Raw genomic sequence first — 20,900 nt, 5'->3', positions numbered from 1 at the left:
TGAACCCGTGGTCAACGCTGCGGCGCGCTCCGACAACCGTTTAACGCCCCGCGCGTTGGCTTGACCATACTGGGCCGGTTGCAGGCCGTTGCGATGGAGAGCTGCATGTTCGAGCGCAATGCACAGACGCGCTGGCTGAGCGCACGTCCAGCGGGCGCGCCCCGCCATCACCGGTGGCAGCTGGCATGGCTGTTGGCGGGCTGCGCTTTGGCCATGCCGTGCAGTGCTGGCAATCCAGCACTGACGCCGGCGCAGACGCGCTGGCTGCAGCGTGCGACCTACGGCGTGGATGCCGACAGCGCCGCGCAACTGCAGCGGCTCGGCCCCAAGCGCTATGGCAGGTCGCTGTTGCAGGCCAGCGACGATACGGCGTTGCCAGCGCCGATCCGTGCACAGCTGCAGCACTTCGATGCGCTGCACACGCCGTTGCTGACATTGCTCACGCAGTACGAGGCCGACAAGATCCACCTGCAAGACATGCCCGATGGTGAGGAAAAGACCGCCTTGCGCAAGGCATGGCAGGCGCGTGGTGGGCAGATGCTGACCCAGGCGCGTCAGGCGCAGCTGTTGCGTGCGGTGTATGCGCCGGAGCAGACGCGCGAGCAGCTGGTGTGGTTCTGGCTCAATCATTTCAGCGTGTACGCCGACAAGGGGCGGGTGAAATGGATGGCGGCCGATTACATGGAAAACGCGATCCGCCCGCATGCCACCGGCAAGTTCGCCGACCTGGTGATGGCGACGCTGGAAAGTCCGGCGATGCTGGAATATCTGGACAACGCCAAGAACGCCAAGGGCAAGGTCAACGAAAATTACGCGCGCGAACTGATGGAACTGCATACGCTGGGTGTGCATGGCGGTTACAGCCAGCAGGATGTGCAGCAACTGGCGCTGATACTGACCGGCGCCGGCCTGGTGCCGGTCAAGGCCGAGGGCGCTCCGCCCTTGCCGACTGCCGTGCCGGGGCAACCGCAGGTGGTGCGCAAGGGGCTGTTCGAATTCAATCCCGCACGCCATCAACCCGGCGACAAGACCTTGCTGGGCAAGCGCATCGCTGCGGGCGGCCTGGATGAGATCGAGCGCGCGGTGCAGCTGTTGGTACGGCAGCCGGCATGCGCACATTTCATTTCGCAGCGTTTGGCCGAGTACTTTGTCAGCGACAAGCCGCCGGCCGCGCTGGTCGAGCGCATGGCGAACACGTTTCAACGCAGCGATGGCGACATCGCCAAGGTGATGCAGGCCATGCTGGACGCGCCGGAATTTGCGCAGGCGCAACCGCGCAAGTTCAAGGATCCGAATCGGTTCGTGGTTTCGGCCATGCGGCTGGCGTACGAGGGCCAGCCGGTGGTCAATGCCGCGCCGATGGCGAGCTGGCTGCAGCAACTCGGCGAGCCGCTGTTCGGGCGCATCACCCCCGATGGCTGGTCGCTGCAATCGCAGGCATGGACCAGCTCCGGGCAACTGGCGCGACGCTTCGAGGTGGCACGTTCGCTGGGTAGCGGACCCAAGCAACTGTTCCGCTTCGATGGCGATAACGACACGCCACTGCCGGCGCTGACGCAGATCGATACGCGCCCATCGTATCGCTGGGTGGCGCCGTCGCTCTCCAGCGGCACGCGCGATGCCTTGGCGCAGGCGCGTTCGCCTGCGGAATGGAACGGATTCCTGCTGTCATCGCCGGACTTCAACTATCGCTGATTCGAGGGTCGCCGATTCGACGGTTGCCGATTCAAACCCGCTGTTCAACGTTCGACCAGCGATCACCGCCACGGGAGCGCGCCATGCAACGACGTCAATTTCTGCTTGCCTCTGCAGCGGCCGCAAGTCTGCCCTGGAGCGGTCGCCTGTTTGCTGCGCCACGCGACAGTGCGCGCATGCTGGTGGTGTTCCTGCGCGGCGGCTACGACAGCAATAATCTGCTGGTACCGCATGCCAGCGATTTTTATTATCAGGCGCGTCCGACCCTGGCGATCGCGCGGCCGGATGCGGCCAACCCGAACAGTGCCGTTGCGCTGGATACGCAATGGGGTCTCAACCCGGTGATGTGCGATGCGCTGCTGCCGCTGTGGCAACGCCGGCAACTGGCGTTCGTGCCGTTTGCCGGTACCGACGATCTGTCGCGCAGTCACTTCGAAACCCAGGACGATATCGAATCCGGGCAATCCGGCCGACAGCGCCGCGATTATCGTTCCGGCTTCATGGCGCGCCTGTCGGGTGTGCTCAGCGGAGTGCCGGCGATTGCCTTCACCGATTCCTTACCGCTGACCTTCCAGGGCGGCGGCGACTTGCCCAACGTGTCGTTGCGGGGCATCGGCAAGGGCGGTCTGGATGCGCGTCAGGCACAGATCCTGTCGCAAATGTACGACGCAACCCCGCTGGCGGCCGCTGCGCGCGAGGGACTGGCACTGCGTCAGCAGGTCACCGCGCAGCTGCGCGAAGAGATGGAGCAGGCCGGTCGCGGCGCCGCCAGTGCGCGCACCTTCGCCGACGAAACCCGGCGCATGGCAAGCCTGATGCGCGAGCGTTATCGGCTGGGCTTTGTCGATGTCGGCGGTTGGGACACGCACGCCAATCAGGGCAGTGTCGAAGGTGGGCTGGCGAACAATCTGCGCAATCTGGGCGAAGGGCTGGCGGCATACGCCGACGCCCTCGGGCCGGCATGGAAGGATACCGTGGTGGTGGTGCTGTCCGAGTTCGGCCGCACCTTCCGCGAGAACGGCAGCAGGGGCACCGATCACGGGCACGGCACCACCTATTGGGTGCTGGGTGGCAGCGTGCGTGGCGGCCGGATCGCCGGCGAGCAGGTAGAAGTTGCGCAGGCGCAGCTGCTGCAGAACCGCGATTATCCGGTGCTCACCAATTACCGCAGCCTGTTCGGCGGTGTACTGAGCCGGTTGTGGGGATTGTCGGCTGCGCAGCTGGAACGGGTGTTTCCCGGTGCCAGGCCGCGCGATCTTGGGTTGGTGTGAATGCCTGGCAATGCGCGAGCGATGTCGATCCGTCCCGCGTGTGGCCGCGTGCGGCATCGCGCATTGGTGTGCTCAGTCGCTTGAAACGCCTGCGATTGATGCGCGCGACAGCGTTGCATGAGACGACAGCCCAACGCATGCAGGCATGTCAGCGCACCATCAGCGCTGCGCTGACGCCGCAAACGGCGATGGTCCATAAAAACGCGTCAGCTGTGCAGCGACATCCGGCATGAGGCGCGCCAGCAGCTGTGGCGCGGAGAAGTGGTATTCGCTTACGACCGCGAAGAATTCTTCCGGTGCCTCGGCGGCATACGGGTCGATCTCGGTGTCTTCGCCCGCATCGACGCGTTGGCAAAACGTATCGAAGGCGCGCTGGAAATCGCGTGCCCAGGCACGCTGCGCAGCGTGCGGCAGCGGCGGGGTGCCGTCGAGCGCGCCATCGAGTGCATCGAGCTTGTGCGCCATCTCATGCACGATCACGTTGAAGCCGGCCTGCGGGTCGTCCAAGTCGGCCTGTACGTCGGCCCAGCTGACGATCAGCGGCCCTTGCTCCCAGGCCTCGCCAATCAGGGTGTCGTCCCAGGCATGCATCACTCCGGCCGCATCCACATGCGTGCGTTGCACGCGGAATGCGTCCGGGTAAACGATCAGCTGCGACCAGCCACGCCAGCCGGCCGCGCCGATGTTCAGCAGCGGCAGGCAACACATGGCAGCCAGCAAAACGTGATCGTGCGGTTGCAGCTGCAGCCCGTCGAGCGGGGAAATGGTTTTTTGCTGCAGGAACTGCGCGGTCAGTGCACGCAGACGGTGCTGGCGGGGCGGATCGAGCGCAGCGACCCAGGCGCAGCGGCGGCTGACCGGCAGCCATAAGGCATCGGGAATATCGGCCGGCGGCCGGCGCAGCCGGCGCAACAACCACTGGATCAGCGGAACATGCCCGGCAGGAAGCTATGCCAGCGCGGCATCGTGCGCATACGGGGGAACAGTCCGTCGCCGTCGCCACCACCACCGCCGGTGGCCGGTGCGGGCTTGTGCGCGGGAGCACGTGCCGGGGTTGCCGGCTCGCCGTTGGGGGTTCTGCCGCGTGCCGCCGAGTTGCTGCTGACGCAGCTCTCATGATCGCCATCGGCCAGCTGGTCCGATGCCAGTGCGGCAAGCGGAGCCAACAACAGGAGCAGGCAAACCGTGATTCGGCGCATCGTCCACATCCAGGGCAAGCGGCGTGAGTCGCCGATCATAACGTGCTTTTCACTCCCTCACGCAAGCCAGGCTGGGCGGGTGCGGACGCTTGGCGCATACTTTCACGGATCGATTTGGGGACTTGCCGTGGATGACCGCGCCTTGCTGGCCAAACTTGCGAGCGGCCGGCTATCCGGCGATGCGTTGGCGCGCGATGCCGGGTTGACCCGTGCGGCGGTGTGGAAGCGGATTCAGAACCTGCGCGCGGCCGGGGTCGAGATCGAAGGGCGGGCCGGGGACGGCTACCGCCTGGCGGCGCCGCTGGACCTGCTGGACGACGCGCGCATTCGTGCGGCGATGGCGGCCGAAGCGCTGGCAGGCCTGGCTGCGCTGGAGATTGCCTGGACCCTGGAATCCACCAACACCAGCTTGCTGGCGCGCCCGGCGCCGGAGCAGGGCGTGGCGGTGCTGCTGGCCGAGCGGCAGACCGGCGGGCGCGGCCGGCGTGGGCGTCAATGGACCTCGCCACTGGGTGCGCACATCTATCTGTCGGCCTCGCGCCGTTTCAGCGGCGGATTGGGCCAGCTGGCCGGGCTCAGCCTGGCCGTGGGCGTGGCGGTGGCCGAGGCCCTGCGCGGTTGTGGCTTTGCCGATGTCGGGTTGAAGTGGCCCAACGATCTGCTGGCGCGCGAGCGCAAGCTGGGCGGCCTGCTGATCGAAGGCGGCGGCGAAATGGCCGGCAACGCCCGCGCGGTGATCGGGTTGGGTTTGAACGTGCATATGCCGGCGGCAGCGGCCGCTGCGATCGACCAACCGTGGGTGGATCTGGATACGCTGGCCGGCCACGCGGTGTCGCGCGATACCGTGGTGGCTGCAGTGTTGTCGGCGCTGCTGCCGGCGCTGGAGCTGTTCGAGGCGCAGGGGCTGGCCCCGTTCCTGGGCCGCTATGCGGACCTGGACGTCCTGAGCGGCCGCGCGGTGCAGGTCGAGGAAGCCGGCACCCGGCATCACGGCATTGCGCTTGGCCTGGCAGCCGACGGCGCGTTGCGGGTGCAACTGGGCGAGACGGTGCGGCTGTTCCACTCCGGAGAAGTGAGCGTGAGACCTGCATGAGCGAGTGGTTGTTCGACCTGGGAAATTCGCGGTTCAAGTACGCACCGCTGCAGGGCGACCGCGCCGGCGACGTGCAGGCCTGGCCGCATGGTGCCGAGGCGATGGACGCGGCCGCGTTGTCGGCCTTGCCCACCGGACGCATCGCGCACGTGGCCAGCGTGGCTGCGCCGGCGTTGACGCAGCGCATGCTCGGCTGCCTGCGCGAGCGTTTCGAACAGGTGCGCATCGTGCGGACCGCGGCCGAGTGCGCCGGCATCCGCATCGCCTATGCAGACCCGGGCCGCTTCGGGGTCGATCGCTTCCTGGCTCTGCTGGGCGCACGCGGCGACGCACCGGTGCTGGTGGCCGGCGTGGGCACCGCGCTGACCATCGATGTGCTCGGCGCCGATGGGCAGCACCACGGCGGCCGTATCGCCGCCTCGCCGACCACCATGCGCGAGGCGCTGCATGCGCGCGCGGTGCAGTTGCCGGCCAGTGGCGGGACCTATGTCGAGCTGGCCGACGACACCGACGATGCGCTGACCTCCGGCTGCGATGGCGCGGCGGTGGCGCTGATCGAGCGCAGCCTGCAGCACGCGCAACGTAGTCTGGGCGTACCGGTGCGGCTGCTGGTGCACGGGGGGGGCGCGCCGCCGCTGCTGCCGTTGTTGCCCGATGCCAGCTTCCGCGCCGCGCTGGTGCTGGACGGGCTGGCGACCTGGGCGAGGTCTGCGTCGGCGCCTTGAACGGCGGGCCATGCGATCGTGCGGCCACGCGGCGGGCGCGGCCGGGAGACGGAATCGGTCGGCAGCGCTCGTACACTGCGCCCCCACTACCTGGCATGGGCAGCAAGCCGACCAGCGCTCGCCGGTTGTGACTGCCCGCGCTTAGAATCCATCGCATGTATGTACGCGCACTCATCGTCGTCCTGATCGTCCTCAATGCCGGTGTGGCCTTGTGGTGGGCGTTGCAGCCGGCACCGGCAGCGGTGGCGGCACCGCCGCAGCCGGCCGGTGTGGCGCGCCTGGAAGTGCTGCCGAGCACTGCGGCAGCATCGCCAGGCGAGGCGAGCGAGGCAGGCATGGGCCCGGCAGCTGCGGTCACCGCACCATCGGATGCACCTGCACCTGCACCTGCACCTGCACCTGCATCGACACAGACACAGACACAGACGGCAGCAGCGGCAGCGTCTTCTTCGATAGATGCGGCCGCCGCGAAGGTGGCCGCACCGTCGCAGACGTCGGCACAGGTTCCACCACCAACCAAGGTCGCTCCAACACCGAACGAGGTTGCGGCAGTGGCGATCAAACCATCGCCAGCGGTACCTACTCCCGCCGCTGCGCCGGAGCGTTGCGCCAGCCTGGGGCCGTATGCGGCGCGCGCCGATGCCGATGCCGCGCTGGCACGCCTGCGTGGCCAGGCCACGCGCACCCGCGTGCGCGAGGACAAGGACGCCGGGGTCAGTACGTTCCGGGTGATGCTGCCCAATGTCGGCGATCGTGCAGCGGCGCAAGCCTTGGTCAAGCGCATCGCCGCCGCCGGCATGGGCGACTATTACGTGATTGCCCAGGGCGAGAACAACACCATCGCGCTGGGGCAGTACCAGAGTCGCGAGCGTGCAGAGCGACGGCAGGCCAGCCTGGTCGGTGCAGGGTTTCCGGCGCAGTTGCTGCCCAGCGGCACCGGGCAATCGCGCTGGTGGATCGATGTGCGCAGCACGGCTGCGATCGGCACATTGCAAGGCACCGCAGGTGCAACGCGTCAGCGGTCGCTAGATTGCGCCGCGCTGCGCTAGAATGCGCACCGGCGCGCAACGCGCCTGCCTTTGCCGGCATAGCTCAGTTGGTAGAGCAACCGCCTTGTAAGCGGTAGGTCCCCAGTTCGAATCCGGGTGCCGGCACCACGAAGGTTCTCTCGTCCTATCCCGAAATGTCCATGTAGCTCGGGGCTGACTGCGCTGTTGGGTCAGCGTCTCCGGGCCGCGCCTTGTCCGGTGTGATCGGCCGAAACAGCTATCTGCCCGCGGCCCGCCAATCACAACGCGCCAGTTGCTGTTGCCTGCGCGCAAGACGCGCAGCGACTCAGGCCGGGCGACCGGCCGACAGCAGTTCCAGCGTGGCCTGGTCGGCATCGGTGGCGTCGACGCGCAGGCGTTCGGCCAGTGCGGCAACGACGATGGCGTGGGCCTGGCGGAGCACGCTGTCCGCATCGGCGCTGGCGTCCACGACGTGCTTCCCCGGCAACTGCAGCTGGGCAAAGATGCTGCGGCAGCGTTCCAGGTTGTCCTGGGTTTCGAAGTGATTGGGTGCATCGCCGCGGGCGCGGATACGCGCCAGGCCGGTAGGCGGGGGCAGGTCGAGCAGCAGCAGCACGTCCGGGCGCGGCGCAAAGGCGTTGCGGTCCAGCAGGTCGTCCAGCGGCAGGCCGGCGGCGCCTTGGTAGGCGACCATCGAGGGGAAATAGCGGTCCAGGATCACGATGTCGCCGCGTGCCAGCGCCGGCACGATCAGGGTGTCCACGTGTTCGTGGCGGTCGCGGATCAGCAGCTCGGCTTCTTCGTCGGCGCTGAGGCGGCCGGTGGCGGCGGACTGGCGCAGCTGGGTGCCCCAGGGGCCATTGGTCGGTTCCTTGCTGAGCACCACGCGCGCGCCGGCCGCTTCCAGCGTGGTGGCCAGGCTGCGGGCGAGGGTGGTCTTGCCGGCGCCGTCGATGCCTTCGATCGCGATCAGTAGACCGCCGGGCTTCAGTTCGATTGTCATCGCGCTACTTTATCCGATCGTGGTGCTGGATCAGCACCTGGCATTGGCGCGGACGTCGCCCTGCAGCGGCCGATCCCGGCGCATCGGGTCTGCGCTGCGCGTTACCGATGGCACCGCCGCTGCCGCGCGTCGATGCCTGTGCGAGATGGCTTGACGACGGTCTGTGCAACGCAGCGCCGGGCGCGCACAACAACCGCATCACGACCGCCGATTGCAGGCGCTGCCGGCTGCTGGCGTTATTGCATATGCCGTATGACCGGTATGTCCTGCGCGATGTCGGGAACGTCCCGATGCCCTGATTTCTGGCTGCGCGGCATACTGAACAAGTCAGGCAAAGCACCCGAATGTATGACGTCCGCGTCGCGTGCCTGGCAACAAGGAAGATGGACGCGTCGCCGTCACCCTAGAGGCGGCATCCCCCGCGTGACGCCCTCTCAGGCACCGTCGTGACCGGATTCCTTGTTTTTCTCGCGCGCCGACCACGTCGGCAATGCCACGTACGCGCCCGCTCAGCTGGTCGCCGAGGTGTAACGATAGGACAGCAGCGACTTCACCAGGAACGTGATCTGGGTGGCCGAGCGTGCGTCCACGCGCATGACCGGGATGCGGAAGCCTTCGGCCACCAGCGCATCGCGAAACGGCGGCAGCAAAAAGTCCTGCATTTCGTCGGTCATGGTGATGCCCACCGCCAGGCTTGCCGCAGGTGCGATCTGCGAAAACTCGCGCAGCAAGGCCACGGTGGCATCGCGCATCTGCGGATCGCGCGCGCTGACCAGCACGATCACGCCCAACGCGCCGTCGCACACCAGCGGCCACATGAAATCCAGGTACTTCTGCCCGGGCACGCCGTAGACGTGCAGCAACTCGCCGTCTTCCAGTTCGATCGAGCTGTAGTCCAGTGCGACCGTGGTGTAGGTCTTGTCGCCGTAGGCATCCTGGCTGAGCGGCATCTCGGTGCTGACCGGCTCCACGTCGGAGATGGCGCGCACGGCGGTGGTCTTGCCGGCGCCCATGCCGCCAACGAACACCAGTTTGTTGGCCGGAAGACTCATGACTGCGCCTGAAAGAGAGAGAGGCCAAAGCGACGTGCGACCCAGGAGAAAAACCGGGAGTTGCTGCTGTCCGGACGGGGCTGCGTTGCAGGCACGGGAATCTCCGCAGTCTGGGCAAGGCCGCTGGCGAGTGCAGCGGCGAACAGGCATTCCACCGTTTGCAGCGGCAGCTTGCAAGCATTGGCCAGCGCCTGCGGGCGCCACGGGCGCGCATGCAGGTGGGCAATGGCAAGCAGCTGCGCCGGCGAACTGGTCTCGGCACTCAGCTCCGGCCATTGCCGCAACCGCAGCGCATGGCTGGGTTCGACCGCCGGCAGCGCGGGGCGCAGGTGCTCGGGCAGGGCGAAGTACAGCGCCTCGAAGGAAATACGTTGGCTCAGTACGCTGTCGGCGGTGTCCGGCGCAACCTGCCAGCCGGGGCGATCCAGGGCCGCCAGCAGCTCGGTCAAGGCGATGCCGGCGGGAAGCTGCACGCAGCTGTCGGCCGGGTCCACGCGCACCTGCAAATGCCCGTTGCGCAGCAGCACCGCAGCGGTGCCGAATTCGCCGCGGCAATGGCGGACCAGCAAGGCCGGCTCGGCGACCTGCGCATGATCGGAGGACGACAGCAACAGGCGCATCTGCTCGTTGAGTTCGCGCACGGTGGCGCCGTGCTTGAGCCATGCGCCGCCGACCGGTGTCCGCGACACCACCAGCACGCGCACCGGTTGCCCCTGCAAGGCCTGCCAGGCGGCCAGGCCATCGGGGCTTTCCAGCCCCAGCACCACCACCTCGGCGGCGTGTTGCGGCCATTGTCCCAATTGCACGTCGATGCGCTCGGCCAGCAGCAACGAGCACGCCAGTTTCAGGCGCGTGGTGTGCAGCAGGTCCAGGCCGGCCGTGGCGACCCGCATGGTGTGAATGGGTGAGGTCATGACAGGGCGCCGCGTCGGCGCGTAGCAAGTACGGTGGCTGCCGGTACGGACCGGCAGGCCGGGCAGGCGACGCGTGCGCGCCGCTTGGTTGGCATCAACCGAAGTCCAGGGTCTTCTCGAACGCCTTGAGCTCATGACGGGCCATGGCCAGATTGGCCTTGGCGCGATCCAGCACGACGTACAGGAACAAGGTGCCGTTGCTCTCCAGCGGGCGCAGCAGGTGGTATTGACGCGCCAGGGTGATCAGGATGTCTTCGATGGTGTCGTTGAGGCCGAGCTGCTCGGCGATACGGCGCTTGGCACGCACCACCTCGGTGTTGCCGGCTGCGGCAAGTTCCAGGTTGAGATCGGTGCCGCCGGTCATGCCCAGCGCCATGCCGCTGTCGCTATCGACCAGGGCAGCGCCGACGAAGCCGGCGATCGAATGCAGGTGTTCCAGATTGAGTTTTGACACGGGTCGTCCTTACGAGCGGTGAGAAATTCAGTGCACTGGCACAAGCACGAACAGTGCCAAACGCTCAGTCGGCCGGCTGCGCCAGCGCTGTCGCCAGTCGGCCGGCGCAGTCGCGTGCGTTGAACAGCAGCGCTGCGGCATTGAGATCGCTGCTGCCCACCGCGGTGAGCGTCAGCGGTTTGTCGGCGCGAATGCGGATCAGCACCAGCTGCCCGCCGCGCGTACTGATGGTGGCGTAGTCGGCTTCGCTCAGACTGGATTCGCGTGCCAGGGTCTCGCCCAGGGTCAGGAACGAATTGGCCATCGCTGCCAGCCGGCGACCGTCCACATCCAGGCTGGATTGTTCGGCGATGGCGCGCCCGTCGGCAGTGGACAGCATCAGCAGACGGATGCCCGGCTCGCGCTCGATGGTCTGCGCGAACTCGCGCCCGATGCGCTGCAGATCGTATTGGTGCGACGCCCGCGCGACCTCGCCCACGGCAGCCTTGACGACCTGGTTGACGGCGTTATGCGGCATGAAATCCTCCCCTGTACGAAACCCGCTGCGCGATGAAAGACCTTGTCGATGACACCGGGTCCCGCGCTGGCGGGCGAACAGTAGCATCGGCACCTTCCGTCATCGTCATAGCACCCTCAATCTCTTAACTGTGCGGTCAGACAAGCACAGTCCGCAAAGCGCAGATACGCCACAAACTGCCCAACCACGTCACTTCAAGCAGCCATCAGACCGCGGTCGCCGCCGCCAAGCGGGCGCGGCCGATGCACTGCCAGTGCTCCGGCCTGACTGCAACGCGCCTGTACCGCGGTGTTGCGCCTGCCATCCGTACCGGTCCGACCATTGCCCGCTACGCACTATCGGCCGCACTTTCGATTGCTGCAGTGGCAAATGCGATTGCGTGATCGGTGACGCAGGCCGGACGTCGTGCTGCGCTGCCGCGCGTCAGCGCACGAGCCGGCGACTAGACTGCAGCGCTTTCTCGATGCTGGAGCAATGCATGGCGACGCAGTACCTGCCGGTTTCCCTGATTGGCGTTCCCACCGACATCGGTGCCGGCCACCGTGGTGCGCGGATGGGGCCGGAGGCGTTGCGCATCGCCGGGCTGCAGGAGGCTTTGATCGGCCGCGGCGTGGAGGTGCACGACCTGGGCAACCTGGATGGCCCGCGCAATCCCTGGCAGGCCCCGCAGGCCGGCTACCGGCATCTGGACGAGGTGGTGGCCTGGAACCAGGCGCTGATGGAGGCCAGCTATGCGCAGCTGCGCGCCGGCCGCATGCCGGTCATGCTCGGTGGCGACCACTGCCTGGGCATCGGTTCGATCACCGCGGTGGCCAAGTACTGCCGCGAGCAGCAACGCCCGCTGCGGGTGCTGTGGCTGGATGCGCACTCGGACTTCAATACCAGCGAGGTGACGCCGTCGGGCAATGTGCACGGCATGCCGGTGGCCTGCCTGTGCGGGCTGGGCCCGCAGGCGTTGACGCATCTGGGCGGCAGCGCACCGGCGTTGCTGCCCGAGCAGGTGCGGCAGATCGGCATCCGCTCGGTGGACCCGGAGGAGAAGCGCCTGATCAAGCAGCACCGCATCGATGTCTACGACATGCGCTACATCGACGAGGCCGGCATGAAGCGCACCATGGAAACCGCCCTGCAGGGCATGAGTGATGACACCCATCTGCATGTGAGCTTCGACGTGGATTTCCTGGACCCGAGCATCGCACCGGGCGTGGGCACCACCGTGCCGGGTGGGCCCAACTACCGCGAGGCGCAGCTGGTGATGGAGATGATCGCCGACACCGGGCGCATGGGGTCGCTGGACATCGTCGAGCTCAATCCGGTCCTGGACAACCGCAACGCCACCGCCGAGCTGGCGGTGGATCTGGTCGAGAGCCTGTTCGGCAAGTCAACACTGATGCGAGATTGATCGATCGCTGAACGCAGCACGCCGCGTTCACATCAAATCCACGGCCGCGCAGTCAGATTTGTCGCCAGACACGGTGCGTCTGCACCGAACGCAGAACTGAGGAAGACCGATGAAGCGACTGCTGACACTGATGGTACTGGGCCTGTTTTCGGCCGGCGTGATGACTGGCTGCAACACCATGGCCGGCGCCGGCAAGGACATGCAGGGTGCAGGCGAGAAGGTCGAAAAGAAGGCCGACAACTGCAGCGACGGTAAGTGCTGATCCTTGCGTTTTGAACCCTAGTTGTTTGATTTGATTGATCTGCGGCAAGCCGCCGCTTTACCCACGAAGGAGTCTGTTATGAAGCGTGCAATTGTGCTGCTGGTGCTGTCGGTGTTGTCGGTCGGTATGCTGTCGGGTTGCAACACCGTCGCAGGTGCCGGCAAGGACGTGCAGGGCGCTGGCGAGAAGGTGGAAGACGCTGCGCGCAAGTAATCTAGCGCTGCATGCAGAAAAAACGGGCCGCAAGGCCCGTTTTTTTTGCCTGATGCCTTGCGCAGGCAGGGCAGCGCGGCGACGCATCTGGGCATGCGACGGCGCGGCCATACATAGAACTGCGCCGCAAGCGTCGGCAACCGTTCAGTGCGGTGAGTGCGGATTTGACGGCTTTTGATCTGCGGCGAACGGCGCCATGGGCAACCTGCGTAGACGGTCAATCGCGGCCGCATCAGCGGAGTCGACGCAATGAACACTGACATCATTTCCGGCAAGTGGACCCAGCTCAAGGGCAAGGCACAGGCCAAGTGGGGCGACCTCACCGACGACGATTTCAAGGTTGCCGAGGGCAACGCCGAATATCTGCAGGGCAAGCTGCAGGAGCGCTACGGCTGGGATCGCGACCGCGCCCAGACCGAAGTGCGCGCCTTCGAAAAGTCGTTGCGCGACGACACCTGACGGTGCCGCGCAACCACGCCCACCTTCCGTGGTGAGCGCAACTGCACAGGACGGGCCGCTTGATGCGGCGCGTCTTGCGTTTGCCGCCGCTGCCGGTAGCGGCAGGTACAAGGCACCGTCTCGTTCATGTCAGGGGCACGGAACCGCTAAACTTGCGTGCTGACTCCCTGGCCTTACGCAGATGACCACTCGCGTCCTTACCGGCATCACCACTTCCGGCACCCCGCATCTGGGCAATTACGTCGGCGCGATCCGCCCGGCCATCCAGGCCAGTACGGCTGCCGATACGGAAAGCTTCTACTTCCTGGCCGACCTGCACAGCCTGATCAAGGCGCAGGACCCGGCGCGGACGCAGCGCTCCACATTGGAGATCGCCGCCAGCTGGCTGGCCTGCGGCCTGGACCCGGAAACGGTGTGGTTCTATCGCCAGTCCGATGTGCCGGAGACCACCGAGTTGCTGTGGCTGCTGACCTGCGTGGCCGGCAAGGGCATCCTCAACCGTGCGCATGCCTACAAGGCGGCGGTGGACAAGAATCGCGCCGACGGCGAAGACGACGATGCGGGCGTGACCGCCGGCCTGTTCATGTACCCGGTGCTGATGGCTGCAGACATCCTGATCTTCAACGCGCACAAGGTGCCGGTGGGGCGTGACCAGATCCAGCATATCGAGATGGCGCGCGATTTCGCCCAGCGCTTCAACCACGTGTATGGCCGCGACTTTTTCACCCTGCCCGAGGTGGTGATCGACGAGCAGGTCTCGACCTTGCCGGGTCTGGACGGCCGCAAGATGAGCAAGAGTTACGGCAACACGATTCCGCTGTTCTCACCGCGCGAGGAACTGCGCAAGCTGGTGTTCTCCATCCTCACCGATTCGCGCGCGCCGGGCGAGGCCAAGGACACCCAGGGGTCGGCATTGTTCCAGCTGTACCAGGCCTTTGCCACGCCGCAGGAAACGGCGGCCTTTGCGCAGGCCTTTGCCGATGGCATCGGCTGGGGCGACGCCAAGCAACAGCTGTTCGAGCGTATCGACCAGGAGATCGCACCGCTGCGCACGCGCTACGAGGCGCTGATGGCCGAGCCGGCCAAGATCGAGGCGATTCTGCGCGCCGGTGGCGCACGTCTGCGCGCACGCTACGCCACGCCGTTTTTGGCCGAGCTGCGTGCTGCGGTGGGGCTGCGCGATCTGTCCAGCCAGGGCGATGCGGCTGCGACGCCGGTGGGCGAGAAGAGCGCGCCGCCGGTGTTCAAGCAATACCGCGAGAGCGACGGGCAGTTCTATTTCAAGTTGACCGATGGCGCCGGTGCGTTGTTGCTGCAGAGCGATGGCTTCGCCTCGCCACGCGATGCGGGCCAACTGATTGCGCGGCTGAAGCAGGCCGAGCAAGGCAGCGACCTGCAATTGCCGGGCGTGCATGCGCAGGTGGAGGCGGAGGTGATCCTGGCGGCGCTGCGCGTGTTGCGCGAGGCGTAACGACACTCGTGGAGCCGGTGGCTAGACTGTGGCCTCTCGCATAGCCGTGGGGGGAGCAATGACAGCGACTGCCGATTCCAGCATCCACACCATCGACACCGGCTTTGGCGGTGTGCAGTTCGATGCGGCGTACCTGATCGTCGAGGCGCAACGTGGCGCCTTCGTCGATTGCGGCACTTCGCTGTCGGTGCCGCAGATGCTGGCCGCATTGCAGTCGGCCGGGCTGACGCCGGCGCAGGTGGACTGGCTGATCCTGACCCACGTGCATCTGGATCACGCCGGCGGGGCGGGAGCCTTGCTGCAGCATCTGCCCAATGCGCGGGTGCTGGTGCATCCGCGCGGCGCACCGCACATGATCGATCCCACCCGGCTGATCGCCGGGGCCACGGCGGTGTACGGCGCGGCGGAAATGGCGCGCAGTTACGGCGCGATCGTGCCGGTGCCGGCCGAGCGCGTGGTGGAAGCTACCGACGGACAAACCGTGATGCTGGGCGAGCGCGCGCTGCGCACCATCGAGACGCCGGGCCACGCACGGCATCATCTGTGCGTGTGGGATGCGCGCAGCCGCAGCTGGTTCACCGGCGACACCTTCGGCCTGTCGTATCGCCAGCTCGACAGCGCGCAAGGCGCCTTCATCCTGCCGACCTCCTCGCCGGTGCAATTCGAACCGGAGGCGATGCTGCACTCGATCGCGCGGCTGATGGAGACCGCGCCGCAGTCGATGTATCTCACCCATTACGGCCGGGTGGAATCGCCGGCACCGCTGGCGCAGGCGCTGGTTGAGCAGATCCATGCGATGATCGCCATCGCGCTGGACTGCGCGCAGCAAGCGGACCGCCATCGCTGCATGGTGGCGGCGCTGACCGACCTGTATCTGCAGCGCGCCCGCCTGCACGGCTGCCGGCTGGACGATGCACGCGTGGCGCAGCTACTGGGCACCGACATCGAACTCAACGCGCAGGGCCTGGCGTGTTGGCTGGATCGCGCGACGCGCACCAATTAGCGCCGCTGGAGTGGGTAACACCCACCCACTCGAACGCTGCAGCGAGTCGTCGCATCGTTCGGCGACAGTCAAAAGCCGCGTCAGTCGAGTGCGCGGTGTCCTCACCGCTTGCGGGACACGCCTTGAATCCGTGCGTGGAGGCGCGGTGGCGGCATCCACGCCGCCACACGGTCCCGCAAGCGGCGAGGACACCCACCAGAGAGCTGATCGGCTGCTTTCTTGAAAGCTTGTTGCTCGGCTAGCGATGGCAGATGAGACGTTTATAGCTAGCGTGTTGAAGCCTGCCTGCCTGCCGCTCGGCTCGCGATGGGAAGATGGTGAGGCGCTAATCGAACGAACAAGTGACCGGCCAGTGCGCTTCATGCTCTGCTTGCAACCATGCACACCGACCATCCCGACGGGTCCTTGCCCGCTCACCGTCGCGGGACCTTACGCGGCATGGATGCCGCGTAAGAGCCTACATGGACGTACTTGCGGCGTGTCCTGCGAGGGTGGGCGGGCAAGGGCCTTGCAGCCAAGCCGCAGATCCGCCGCCCTGCAACCGATCTATCCGCACTGCACAGGCTCCGGGAAAACAATGCCAAAGCAATCGAGACTTCGAACCGTAGTCATGTTTAGGCGCGATCAGAGGCGTGAACCAAGAGCTCTGTGAGCGGAGGCTTCAGTCTCCCGCCCTCCTTTCACGGAGAAGCGCGCGCGGTGTCTTTGCCGCTTGCAGGACACGCGGTAAATCCGCCATCGAGCTCCCTGACAGCATCCATGCAGCCCAAGGGGCCTGCTAGAGAGGAAGACATCGCGCCTGCCAACGCTGGTCAAAGCGCTCCCGTGGCGGCCGTGCGCTTGTAAACTGTGTGTCATCTATCAGTTGCAAGGCCATGCCGTGAACCCGATGCGCATCCTGTTGTTGTCCGCCTGCCTGTTCGTGGGGGGCGTGGCGCAGGCCGCCAACGATCTGCCCGGTGGCGGCATCGATGCCGAAGCGTTGTCGCGGCATGTGCGTCTGCTGGCATCGGACGAGTTCGAGGGCCGTGCGCCGGCCAGTGCCGGCGAGCAGCGCACGGTCGATTACCTGGTCGAGCAGTTCAAGGCTGGCGGCCTGCAGCCGGGTGGCGAGCAGGGCGGTTGGACCCAGGCGGTGCCGTTGGTGCGCGCCCAGGTCGATGGCCCGGTGCGCGCCAGCCTGCGTGTCGGCGGCAAGAGCCAGACGCTGGTCAATGGCACCGATGTGACCCTGCAGAGCCTGCGTCCACAGGACGCGGTGCGCTTGAAGCATGCACCGCTGGTGTTCGTGGGCTACGGCATCAGTGCGCCGGAGCGGCAGTGGGACGACTACAAGGGCGTGGACCTGCGCGGCAAGATCGCGGTGGTGCTGATCAACGATGCCGACTTCGAATCCAGCCAGCCTGGCGCCTTCGATGGCAAGGCGGTGACTTACTACGGCCGCTGGACCTACAAGTACGAAGAGGCCGCGCGTCGTGGTGCCGCCGGCGTGTTGATCGTGCACGAGACCGCGCCGGCCGCATACGGCTGGGCGACGGTGCAGAGTTCGGGCCTATCGCCGTTGTTCGATATCGAACGCAGCGATGCCGATGCGAAGGCGCAGCATGTGCCGGTGCGTGGCTGGATGCAGCAGGCGTTGGCGGTGTCGCTGTTCCAGCGCGCCGGGCTGGATTTTGCGCAGGCCAAGCAGCGCGCGCAGCAGCGCGACTTCGCCCCGGTGGCATTGGGCGATGCGACGCTGTCGGTGGACTTCAAGCTCAAGCGCGAGCGCGTGGTCACGCACAACGTGGTGGCCAAGCTCACCGGCAGCCAGCATCCGGACGAGACGGTGATCTTCTCCGCGCACTGGGATGCCTTCGGCGTGGGCAAGGCCGATGCCGGCGGCGACACGGTGCGGCGTGGCGCGGTGGACAACGCCACCGGCGTGGCCAGCGTGCTGGAACTGGCGCGCGTGTTCGCGGCCGGCCCCAAGCCGCAGCGCACGCTGTATTTCATCGCGTTGACGGCGGAAGAGAAGGGCCTGCTCGGCGCCAACTATTACGCCGCGCATCCGCTGGCGCCGCTGGACAAGACCGTGGCGGTACTCAACATGGAGATGTTCAGCCCCGATGGCCCCACCCGCGATATCGCCTCGTGGGGACGCGGACGGGTGTCGCTGGAAGGCGATCTGGAAACCGCGGCCAAGGCACGCGGCCGCAGCTATTCGCCGGACCCGAATCTGGAAGCGGGCTTCTTCTACCGCGCCGACCATTTCGCCTTTGCGCGCATGGGCGTGCCGGCGATCACCGCCGGTCCCGGGCTGGACATGCTCGACGGCGGCGTGGCGGCCGGCAAGGCGCTGCGCGACAAGTATTTTGCCGAGTGCTATCACCAGCCCTGCGATCGCTGGACCCCGCAATGGGATGCCAGCGGCCACGCGGCCGACACCACCCTGGTCTACGACGTCGGTGTGGCGCTGGCCAACGGCCGGCAGTGGCCGAGCTGGCAGGACGGTTCGGAGTTCAAGGCGATCCGCGCCAGCAGCGACGCCGCGCGCAAGTAGGGCCGGTGGTGTGCAAACGCCTGGTGCTTTCGAGCCCGGGCGTCGGGCGATCGGCGAGGCGAACGTCAGTGCATCCGGCCATTGCGTGGCGGTTGGTCGAGCCGGCCTGCGGCGACCGCGCCGCCTATTTGCGGCACGGGTAGCGCTTGGCCAACGCCTGCACGATCAACGCAGGTGCGGCCTCGTCCAGGCGTGCATCGGGTAGCGCGCCGATATCGCTGATGATCGCCTGCATGTCCGGCGGGCCGCTCTTGCCGGCCGGCATGCACCATTGCGTGCGGTAACTGCTGCTGGCGACGCCGAGCAGGTAAGCGCCGGCGCGGTTCGCCGAGAGCATGACCTTGAGCTCGGTTTGTTCGGGCGCGATCTCCGGCGCCAACGAACCGTCCAGCCCGGCCTCGAGGAGCTTGCGCCCGCTGGGCTCCCAGGGTTCGGGCACGCGTGCCAATGCACTGGCCGATAGCACGGTCAGGGCGGCCAACATCAACCAGGGGACGCGACGCTGCATATGCACTCCGGGCCGGGGATCAATGCGCACCATACCGCGGCAGGCGCCCGAGAGGCGTACGACGTTGGCGTGGGCAGGTGATCTAGAATTGAAGCTTCCGCTGTATTTGGCAATCTTCGATGTCCTCTTCACACGATGCTGTGGCGCCTGCGCGCAGCGGCCTGGTCGTTGTCGCGTTGTTGCTGGTCTATGTGGTCTGGGGCTCGACCTATCTGGCGATCCGCTTTGCGTTGGAAGGCGGCGCGCTGCCGCTGACCATGGTGTCCGGGGCGCGCTTCATCGTGGCCGGCACGGTGCTGTATGCGGTGCTGCGCTGGCGCGGGGTAGCTGCGCCGACGCGCGCGCAATGGAAGAACGTGGCGATGATGGGCGCGGCCCTGTTGCTGCTGGGCAACGGCATGGTGGTGCTGGCCGAGCGCAGCGTGTCGTCCGGCCTGGCCGCCACCTCGGTGGCATCGGTGCCGCTGTGGATGGCCTTGTTCGGCGCCTTGCGCGGGCAGCACGCCAGCCGTGGCGAATGGCTGGGTATCGTGATCGGCTTTCTGGGCGTGGTCTGGCTCAACGCCGGCAGCAGCCTGACCGCCACGCCGGGCGGGCTGGTGTTGTTGCTGATCGCGCCGATCGGCTGGGCCTTCGGCTCGGTGTGGTCGCGCGGACGCGACCTGCCGTCGCCGTTCATGACTGCCGCCGGGCAGATGTTGTGCGGCGGCGTGTTGCTGGTCAGCACCGGCCTGCTGATCGGCGAGCGCCCACAGAGCCTGCCGACCTCGCAGGGGCTGCTGGCCGTGGCCTATCTGTGCGTGTTCGGCTCGATCGTGGCGTTTACCGCCTACGTGTGGCTGCTGCATCACGTGCGCCCGGCGTTGGCCGGCAGCTACGCCTACGTCAACCCGGTGATTGCGGTGGCGTTGGGTGCCTGGCTGGGGCATGAGCGTTTCAGCGCGCACGACATCGGCGCGATGGCGGTGATCCTGTCCGGCGTGCTGGTGGTGACCCTGGCCAAGGCGCGGCGATGACGGCGGTCTCGCCGACCGAGGCGCGTCGCGGGCTGTTGATCACCGCATCGACCTTCGTGATCTGGGGCCTGGTGCCGCTGTACTGGCACCTGCTCAAGGCGGTGCCGTCGCTGCAGATCATCGCGCACCGCATCGTCTGGAGCGCGCTGTTGGTGGTGGCGTGGTTGCTGGCCAGCTCGGGCCTGCGCTGGTGGCGCGCCATCGCCGCGCAGCCGCGCGCGCTATGGATGCTGGCCGGCAGCAGCGTGGCGATTGCGTTCAACTGGGGCCTGTATATCTGGGCGATCAACGCCGGGCACGTGATCGAGGCCAGCCTGGGGTATTTCATCAATCCGCTGCTGAGCGTGTTGCTGGGCGTGCTGGTGCTGAAGGAACGCCTGCAGCGCATCCAGTGGGTGGCGGTGGTGTGTGCGGCGGTGGGCGTGCTGTGGCTGACCCTGGATGCCGGTGCGCCGCCGTGGATCGCGCTGGGGCTGGCGTTCTCGTTCGGTGCCTACGGCCTGCTGCGCAAGCTGGTGGCGGTGGATCCGGTGGCCGGGCTGGGCGTGGAAAGCGTGTACCTGTTCGTGCCGGCGCTGCTGCTGGCGGGCTGGGGCGAGCAGGGCCATGGCGGCGCCTTCCTGAGCGGTTGGGACCTGCGTACCGATCTGCTGCTGATCGTCGGCGGCGTGCTGACCGCGGTGCCGCTGATCGGGTTTGCGTATGGCGTGCGGCGGATTCCGCTGTCGCTGGTGGGCATCCTGCAATACATCGCGCCGAGCCTGCAGTTGCTGCTGGGCGTGTGGTTCTTCCACGAGCCGTTCGATCAGGGGCGCGCGATCGGATTTGCCGCGATCTGGGTGGGGCTGCTGCTGTTCGTCGGCGATAGCCTGTGGCGGCAGCGGCGGCCGGTGGTGGTGACGCCTTAAGCATCGGCCGATGCGCGATCCGGGCAATCGCGCAGCGGCTGCGTTGCGCGGTGGGCAGCAGCGCGGTGCGCGCTTCGACAGCCTGCCGTTGCGCAGCTCCTGCCTGGATTCAGGGCGAGCAACAGACGACTGCGTTCACCGCGGTGCGGGTGCAGTCATCGGCATGTCATTCAGACCCACCGT

Annotated in this window: 22 protein-coding genes and 1 tRNA gene; 15 read left to right on the top strand and 8 right to left on the bottom strand. The window is 66.9% G+C overall.

Features of this window, described 5'->3' with window-relative positions:
- Positions 1 to 105: 105 nt before the first annotated feature.
- Together DGN21_RS18535 and DGN21_RS18530 are read left to right on the top strand one after the other, a co-directional pair.
- The gene (locus DGN21_RS18535) at positions 106 to 1,695 is read left to right on the top strand and encodes a DUF1800 domain-containing protein (RefSeq protein WP_215825021.1); all 1,590 of its coding nucleotides are present in this window, start codon (positions 106 to 108) and stop codon (positions 1,693 to 1,695) included.
- Positions 1,696 to 1,778: 83 nt separating this feature from the next.
- Positions 1,779 to 2,966, top strand: coding sequence for a DUF1501 domain-containing protein (locus DGN21_RS18530; protein WP_126966446.1), 1,188 nt, complete (start codon positions 1,779 to 1,781; stop codon positions 2,964 to 2,966).
- A 159-nt stretch (positions 2,967 to 3,125) separates the two neighbouring features.
- Here DGN21_RS18530 and DGN21_RS18525 read toward each other — a convergent pair whose 3' ends face one another.
- Both DGN21_RS18525 and DGN21_RS18520 read right to left on the bottom strand, forming a co-directional pair.
- Complete coding sequence (locus DGN21_RS18525) at positions 3,126 to 3,881, bottom strand: M90 family metallopeptidase (RefSeq protein WP_126966447.1); 756 nt, start codon at positions 3,879 to 3,881, stop codon at positions 3,126 to 3,128.
- 8 nt (positions 3,882 to 3,889) lie between these two features.
- On the bottom strand, positions 3,890 to 4,204 hold the full coding sequence (locus tag DGN21_RS18520) for a hypothetical protein (protein WP_024939067.1): 315 nt from the start codon (positions 4,202 to 4,204) through the stop codon (positions 3,890 to 3,892).
- 40 nt (positions 4,205 to 4,244) lie between these two features.
- Between DGN21_RS18520 and birA the strand changes: the two genes are divergently transcribed.
- The 4 genes from birA (at position 4,245) to DGN21_RS18500 (ending at position 7,140) form a co-directional block, all read left to right on the top strand.
- Positions 4,245 to 5,258: a bifunctional biotin--[acetyl-CoA-carboxylase] ligase/biotin operon repressor BirA gene (gene birA, locus DGN21_RS18515; RefSeq protein WP_311542345.1), complete on the top strand. Its 1,014-nt coding sequence runs from the start codon at positions 4,245 to 4,247 to the stop codon at positions 5,256 to 5,258.
- Entirely contained in the window at positions 5,255 to 5,983 is a 729-nt protein-coding gene (locus DGN21_RS18510; RefSeq protein WP_039524746.1) for a type III pantothenate kinase, read from the top strand. Before birA ends, DGN21_RS18510 begins: the two co-directional genes overlap by 4 nt.
- A 155-nt stretch (positions 5,984 to 6,138) precedes the next feature.
- Positions 6,139 to 7,032: an SPOR domain-containing protein gene (locus DGN21_RS18505; RefSeq protein ID WP_184578128.1), complete on the top strand. Its 894-nt coding sequence runs from the start codon at positions 6,139 to 6,141 to the stop codon at positions 7,030 to 7,032.
- Positions 7,033 to 7,064: 32 nt separating this feature from the next.
- Positions 7,065 to 7,140, top strand: a tRNA-Thr gene (locus DGN21_RS18500).
- A gap of 178 nt (positions 7,141 to 7,318) precedes the next feature.
- Here the strand turns inward: DGN21_RS18500 and tmk are convergent.
- The 5 genes from tmk to DGN21_RS18475 all read right to left on the bottom strand — a co-directional run bounded on the left by tmk (position 7,319) and on the right by DGN21_RS18475 (position 10,933).
- Entirely contained in the window at positions 7,319 to 7,996 is a 678-nt protein-coding gene (tmk, locus tag DGN21_RS18495) for a dTMP kinase (RefSeq protein ID WP_126966450.1), read from the bottom strand.
- A 509-nt stretch (positions 7,997 to 8,505) separates the two neighbouring features.
- Complete coding sequence (locus DGN21_RS18490) at positions 8,506 to 9,048, bottom strand: GTPase (RefSeq protein ID WP_016904520.1); 543 nt, start codon at positions 9,046 to 9,048, stop codon at positions 8,506 to 8,508.
- Positions 9,045 to 9,962, bottom strand: a complete 918-nt coding sequence (locus DGN21_RS18485) for a hypothetical protein (protein ID WP_104575692.1) — start codon at positions 9,960 to 9,962, stop codon at positions 9,045 to 9,047. Before DGN21_RS18485 ends, DGN21_RS18490 begins: the two co-directional genes overlap by 4 nt.
- A gap of 94 nt (positions 9,963 to 10,056) precedes the next feature.
- Complete coding sequence (locus DGN21_RS18480; RefSeq protein ID WP_016904518.1) at positions 10,057 to 10,416, bottom strand: hypothetical protein; 360 nt, start codon at positions 10,414 to 10,416, stop codon at positions 10,057 to 10,059.
- A 64-nt stretch (positions 10,417 to 10,480) separates the two neighbouring features.
- Positions 10,481 to 10,933, bottom strand: coding sequence for a roadblock/LC7 domain-containing protein (locus DGN21_RS18475; protein WP_054591235.1), 453 nt, complete (start codon positions 10,931 to 10,933; stop codon positions 10,481 to 10,483).
- Positions 10,934 to 11,411: 478 nt separating this feature from the next.
- On the opposite strand from DGN21_RS18475, the gene rocF reads away from it, so the two are divergent.
- The 7 genes from rocF to DGN21_RS18440 all read left to right on the top strand — a co-directional run bounded on the left by rocF (position 11,412) and on the right by DGN21_RS18440 (position 18,285).
- On the top strand, positions 11,412 to 12,335 hold the full coding sequence (gene rocF, locus DGN21_RS18470) for an arginase (RefSeq protein WP_046346094.1): 924 nt from the start codon (positions 11,412 to 11,414) through the stop codon (positions 12,333 to 12,335).
- Between the two features lie 109 nt (positions 12,336 to 12,444).
- Positions 12,445 to 12,597 carry an entericidin A/B family lipoprotein gene (locus tag DGN21_RS18465; protein WP_006451340.1) on the top strand — a complete coding sequence of 51 codons (153 nt, stop codon included), beginning with the start codon at positions 12,445 to 12,447 and terminating at the stop codon, positions 12,595 to 12,597.
- A 78-nt stretch (positions 12,598 to 12,675) separates the two neighbouring features.
- Positions 12,676 to 12,810 (top strand): entericidin A/B family lipoprotein, encoded by a 135-nt coding sequence (locus tag DGN21_RS18460; protein WP_016904515.1) that lies wholly within the window; start codon positions 12,676 to 12,678, stop codon positions 12,808 to 12,810.
- A 249-nt stretch (positions 12,811 to 13,059) separates the two neighbouring features.
- Positions 13,060 to 13,269: a CsbD family protein gene (locus tag DGN21_RS18455; RefSeq protein WP_016904514.1), complete on the top strand. Its 210-nt coding sequence runs from the start codon at positions 13,060 to 13,062 to the stop codon at positions 13,267 to 13,269.
- A gap of 181 nt (positions 13,270 to 13,450) precedes the next feature.
- Positions 13,451 to 14,740, top strand: coding sequence for a tryptophan--tRNA ligase (locus DGN21_RS18450; RefSeq protein WP_215825020.1), 1,290 nt, complete (start codon positions 13,451 to 13,453; stop codon positions 14,738 to 14,740).
- 58 nt (positions 14,741 to 14,798) lie between these two features.
- Positions 14,799 to 15,743: an MBL fold metallo-hydrolase gene (locus DGN21_RS18445; RefSeq protein WP_215825019.1), complete on the top strand. Its 945-nt coding sequence runs from the start codon at positions 14,799 to 14,801 to the stop codon at positions 15,741 to 15,743.
- A gap of 847 nt (positions 15,744 to 16,590) precedes the next feature.
- Positions 16,591 to 18,285: a M28 family metallopeptidase gene (locus DGN21_RS18440; protein ID WP_184429193.1), complete on the top strand. Its 1,695-nt coding sequence runs from the start codon at positions 16,591 to 16,593 to the stop codon at positions 18,283 to 18,285.
- Between the two features lie 124 nt (positions 18,286 to 18,409).
- On the opposite strand, the gene DGN21_RS18435 is transcribed toward DGN21_RS18440, so the two are convergent.
- A complete protein-coding gene (locus DGN21_RS18435) occupies positions 18,410 to 18,826 on the bottom strand; it encodes a Rap1a/Tai family immunity protein (RefSeq protein ID WP_046344903.1) in 417 nt (138 codons plus the stop codon).
- An 86-nt stretch (positions 18,827 to 18,912) separates the two neighbouring features.
- On the opposite strand from DGN21_RS18435, the gene yedA reads away from it, so the two are divergent.
- Together yedA and rarD are read left to right on the top strand one after the other, a co-directional pair.
- Positions 18,913 to 19,809 carry a drug/metabolite exporter YedA gene (gene yedA / locus DGN21_RS18430; protein WP_024939056.1) on the top strand — a complete coding sequence of 299 codons (897 nt, stop codon included), beginning with the start codon at positions 18,913 to 18,915 and terminating at the stop codon, positions 19,807 to 19,809.
- Positions 19,806 to 20,717, top strand: coding sequence for an EamA family transporter RarD (gene rarD, locus DGN21_RS18425; RefSeq protein ID WP_126966453.1), 912 nt, complete (start codon positions 19,806 to 19,808; stop codon positions 20,715 to 20,717). The genes yedA and rarD overlap by 4 nt, the downstream gene beginning before the upstream one ends.
- The last annotated feature ends 183 nt before the right edge of the window (positions 20,718 to 20,900 follow it).

It is taken from the genome of Xanthomonas sp. MLO165, from assembly GCF_018831305.1.
GTDB lineage: Bacteria > Pseudomonadota > Gammaproteobacteria > Xanthomonadales > Xanthomonadaceae > Xanthomonas > Xanthomonas arboricola.
This window is presented reverse-complemented; position numbering and strand designations above follow the sequence as displayed.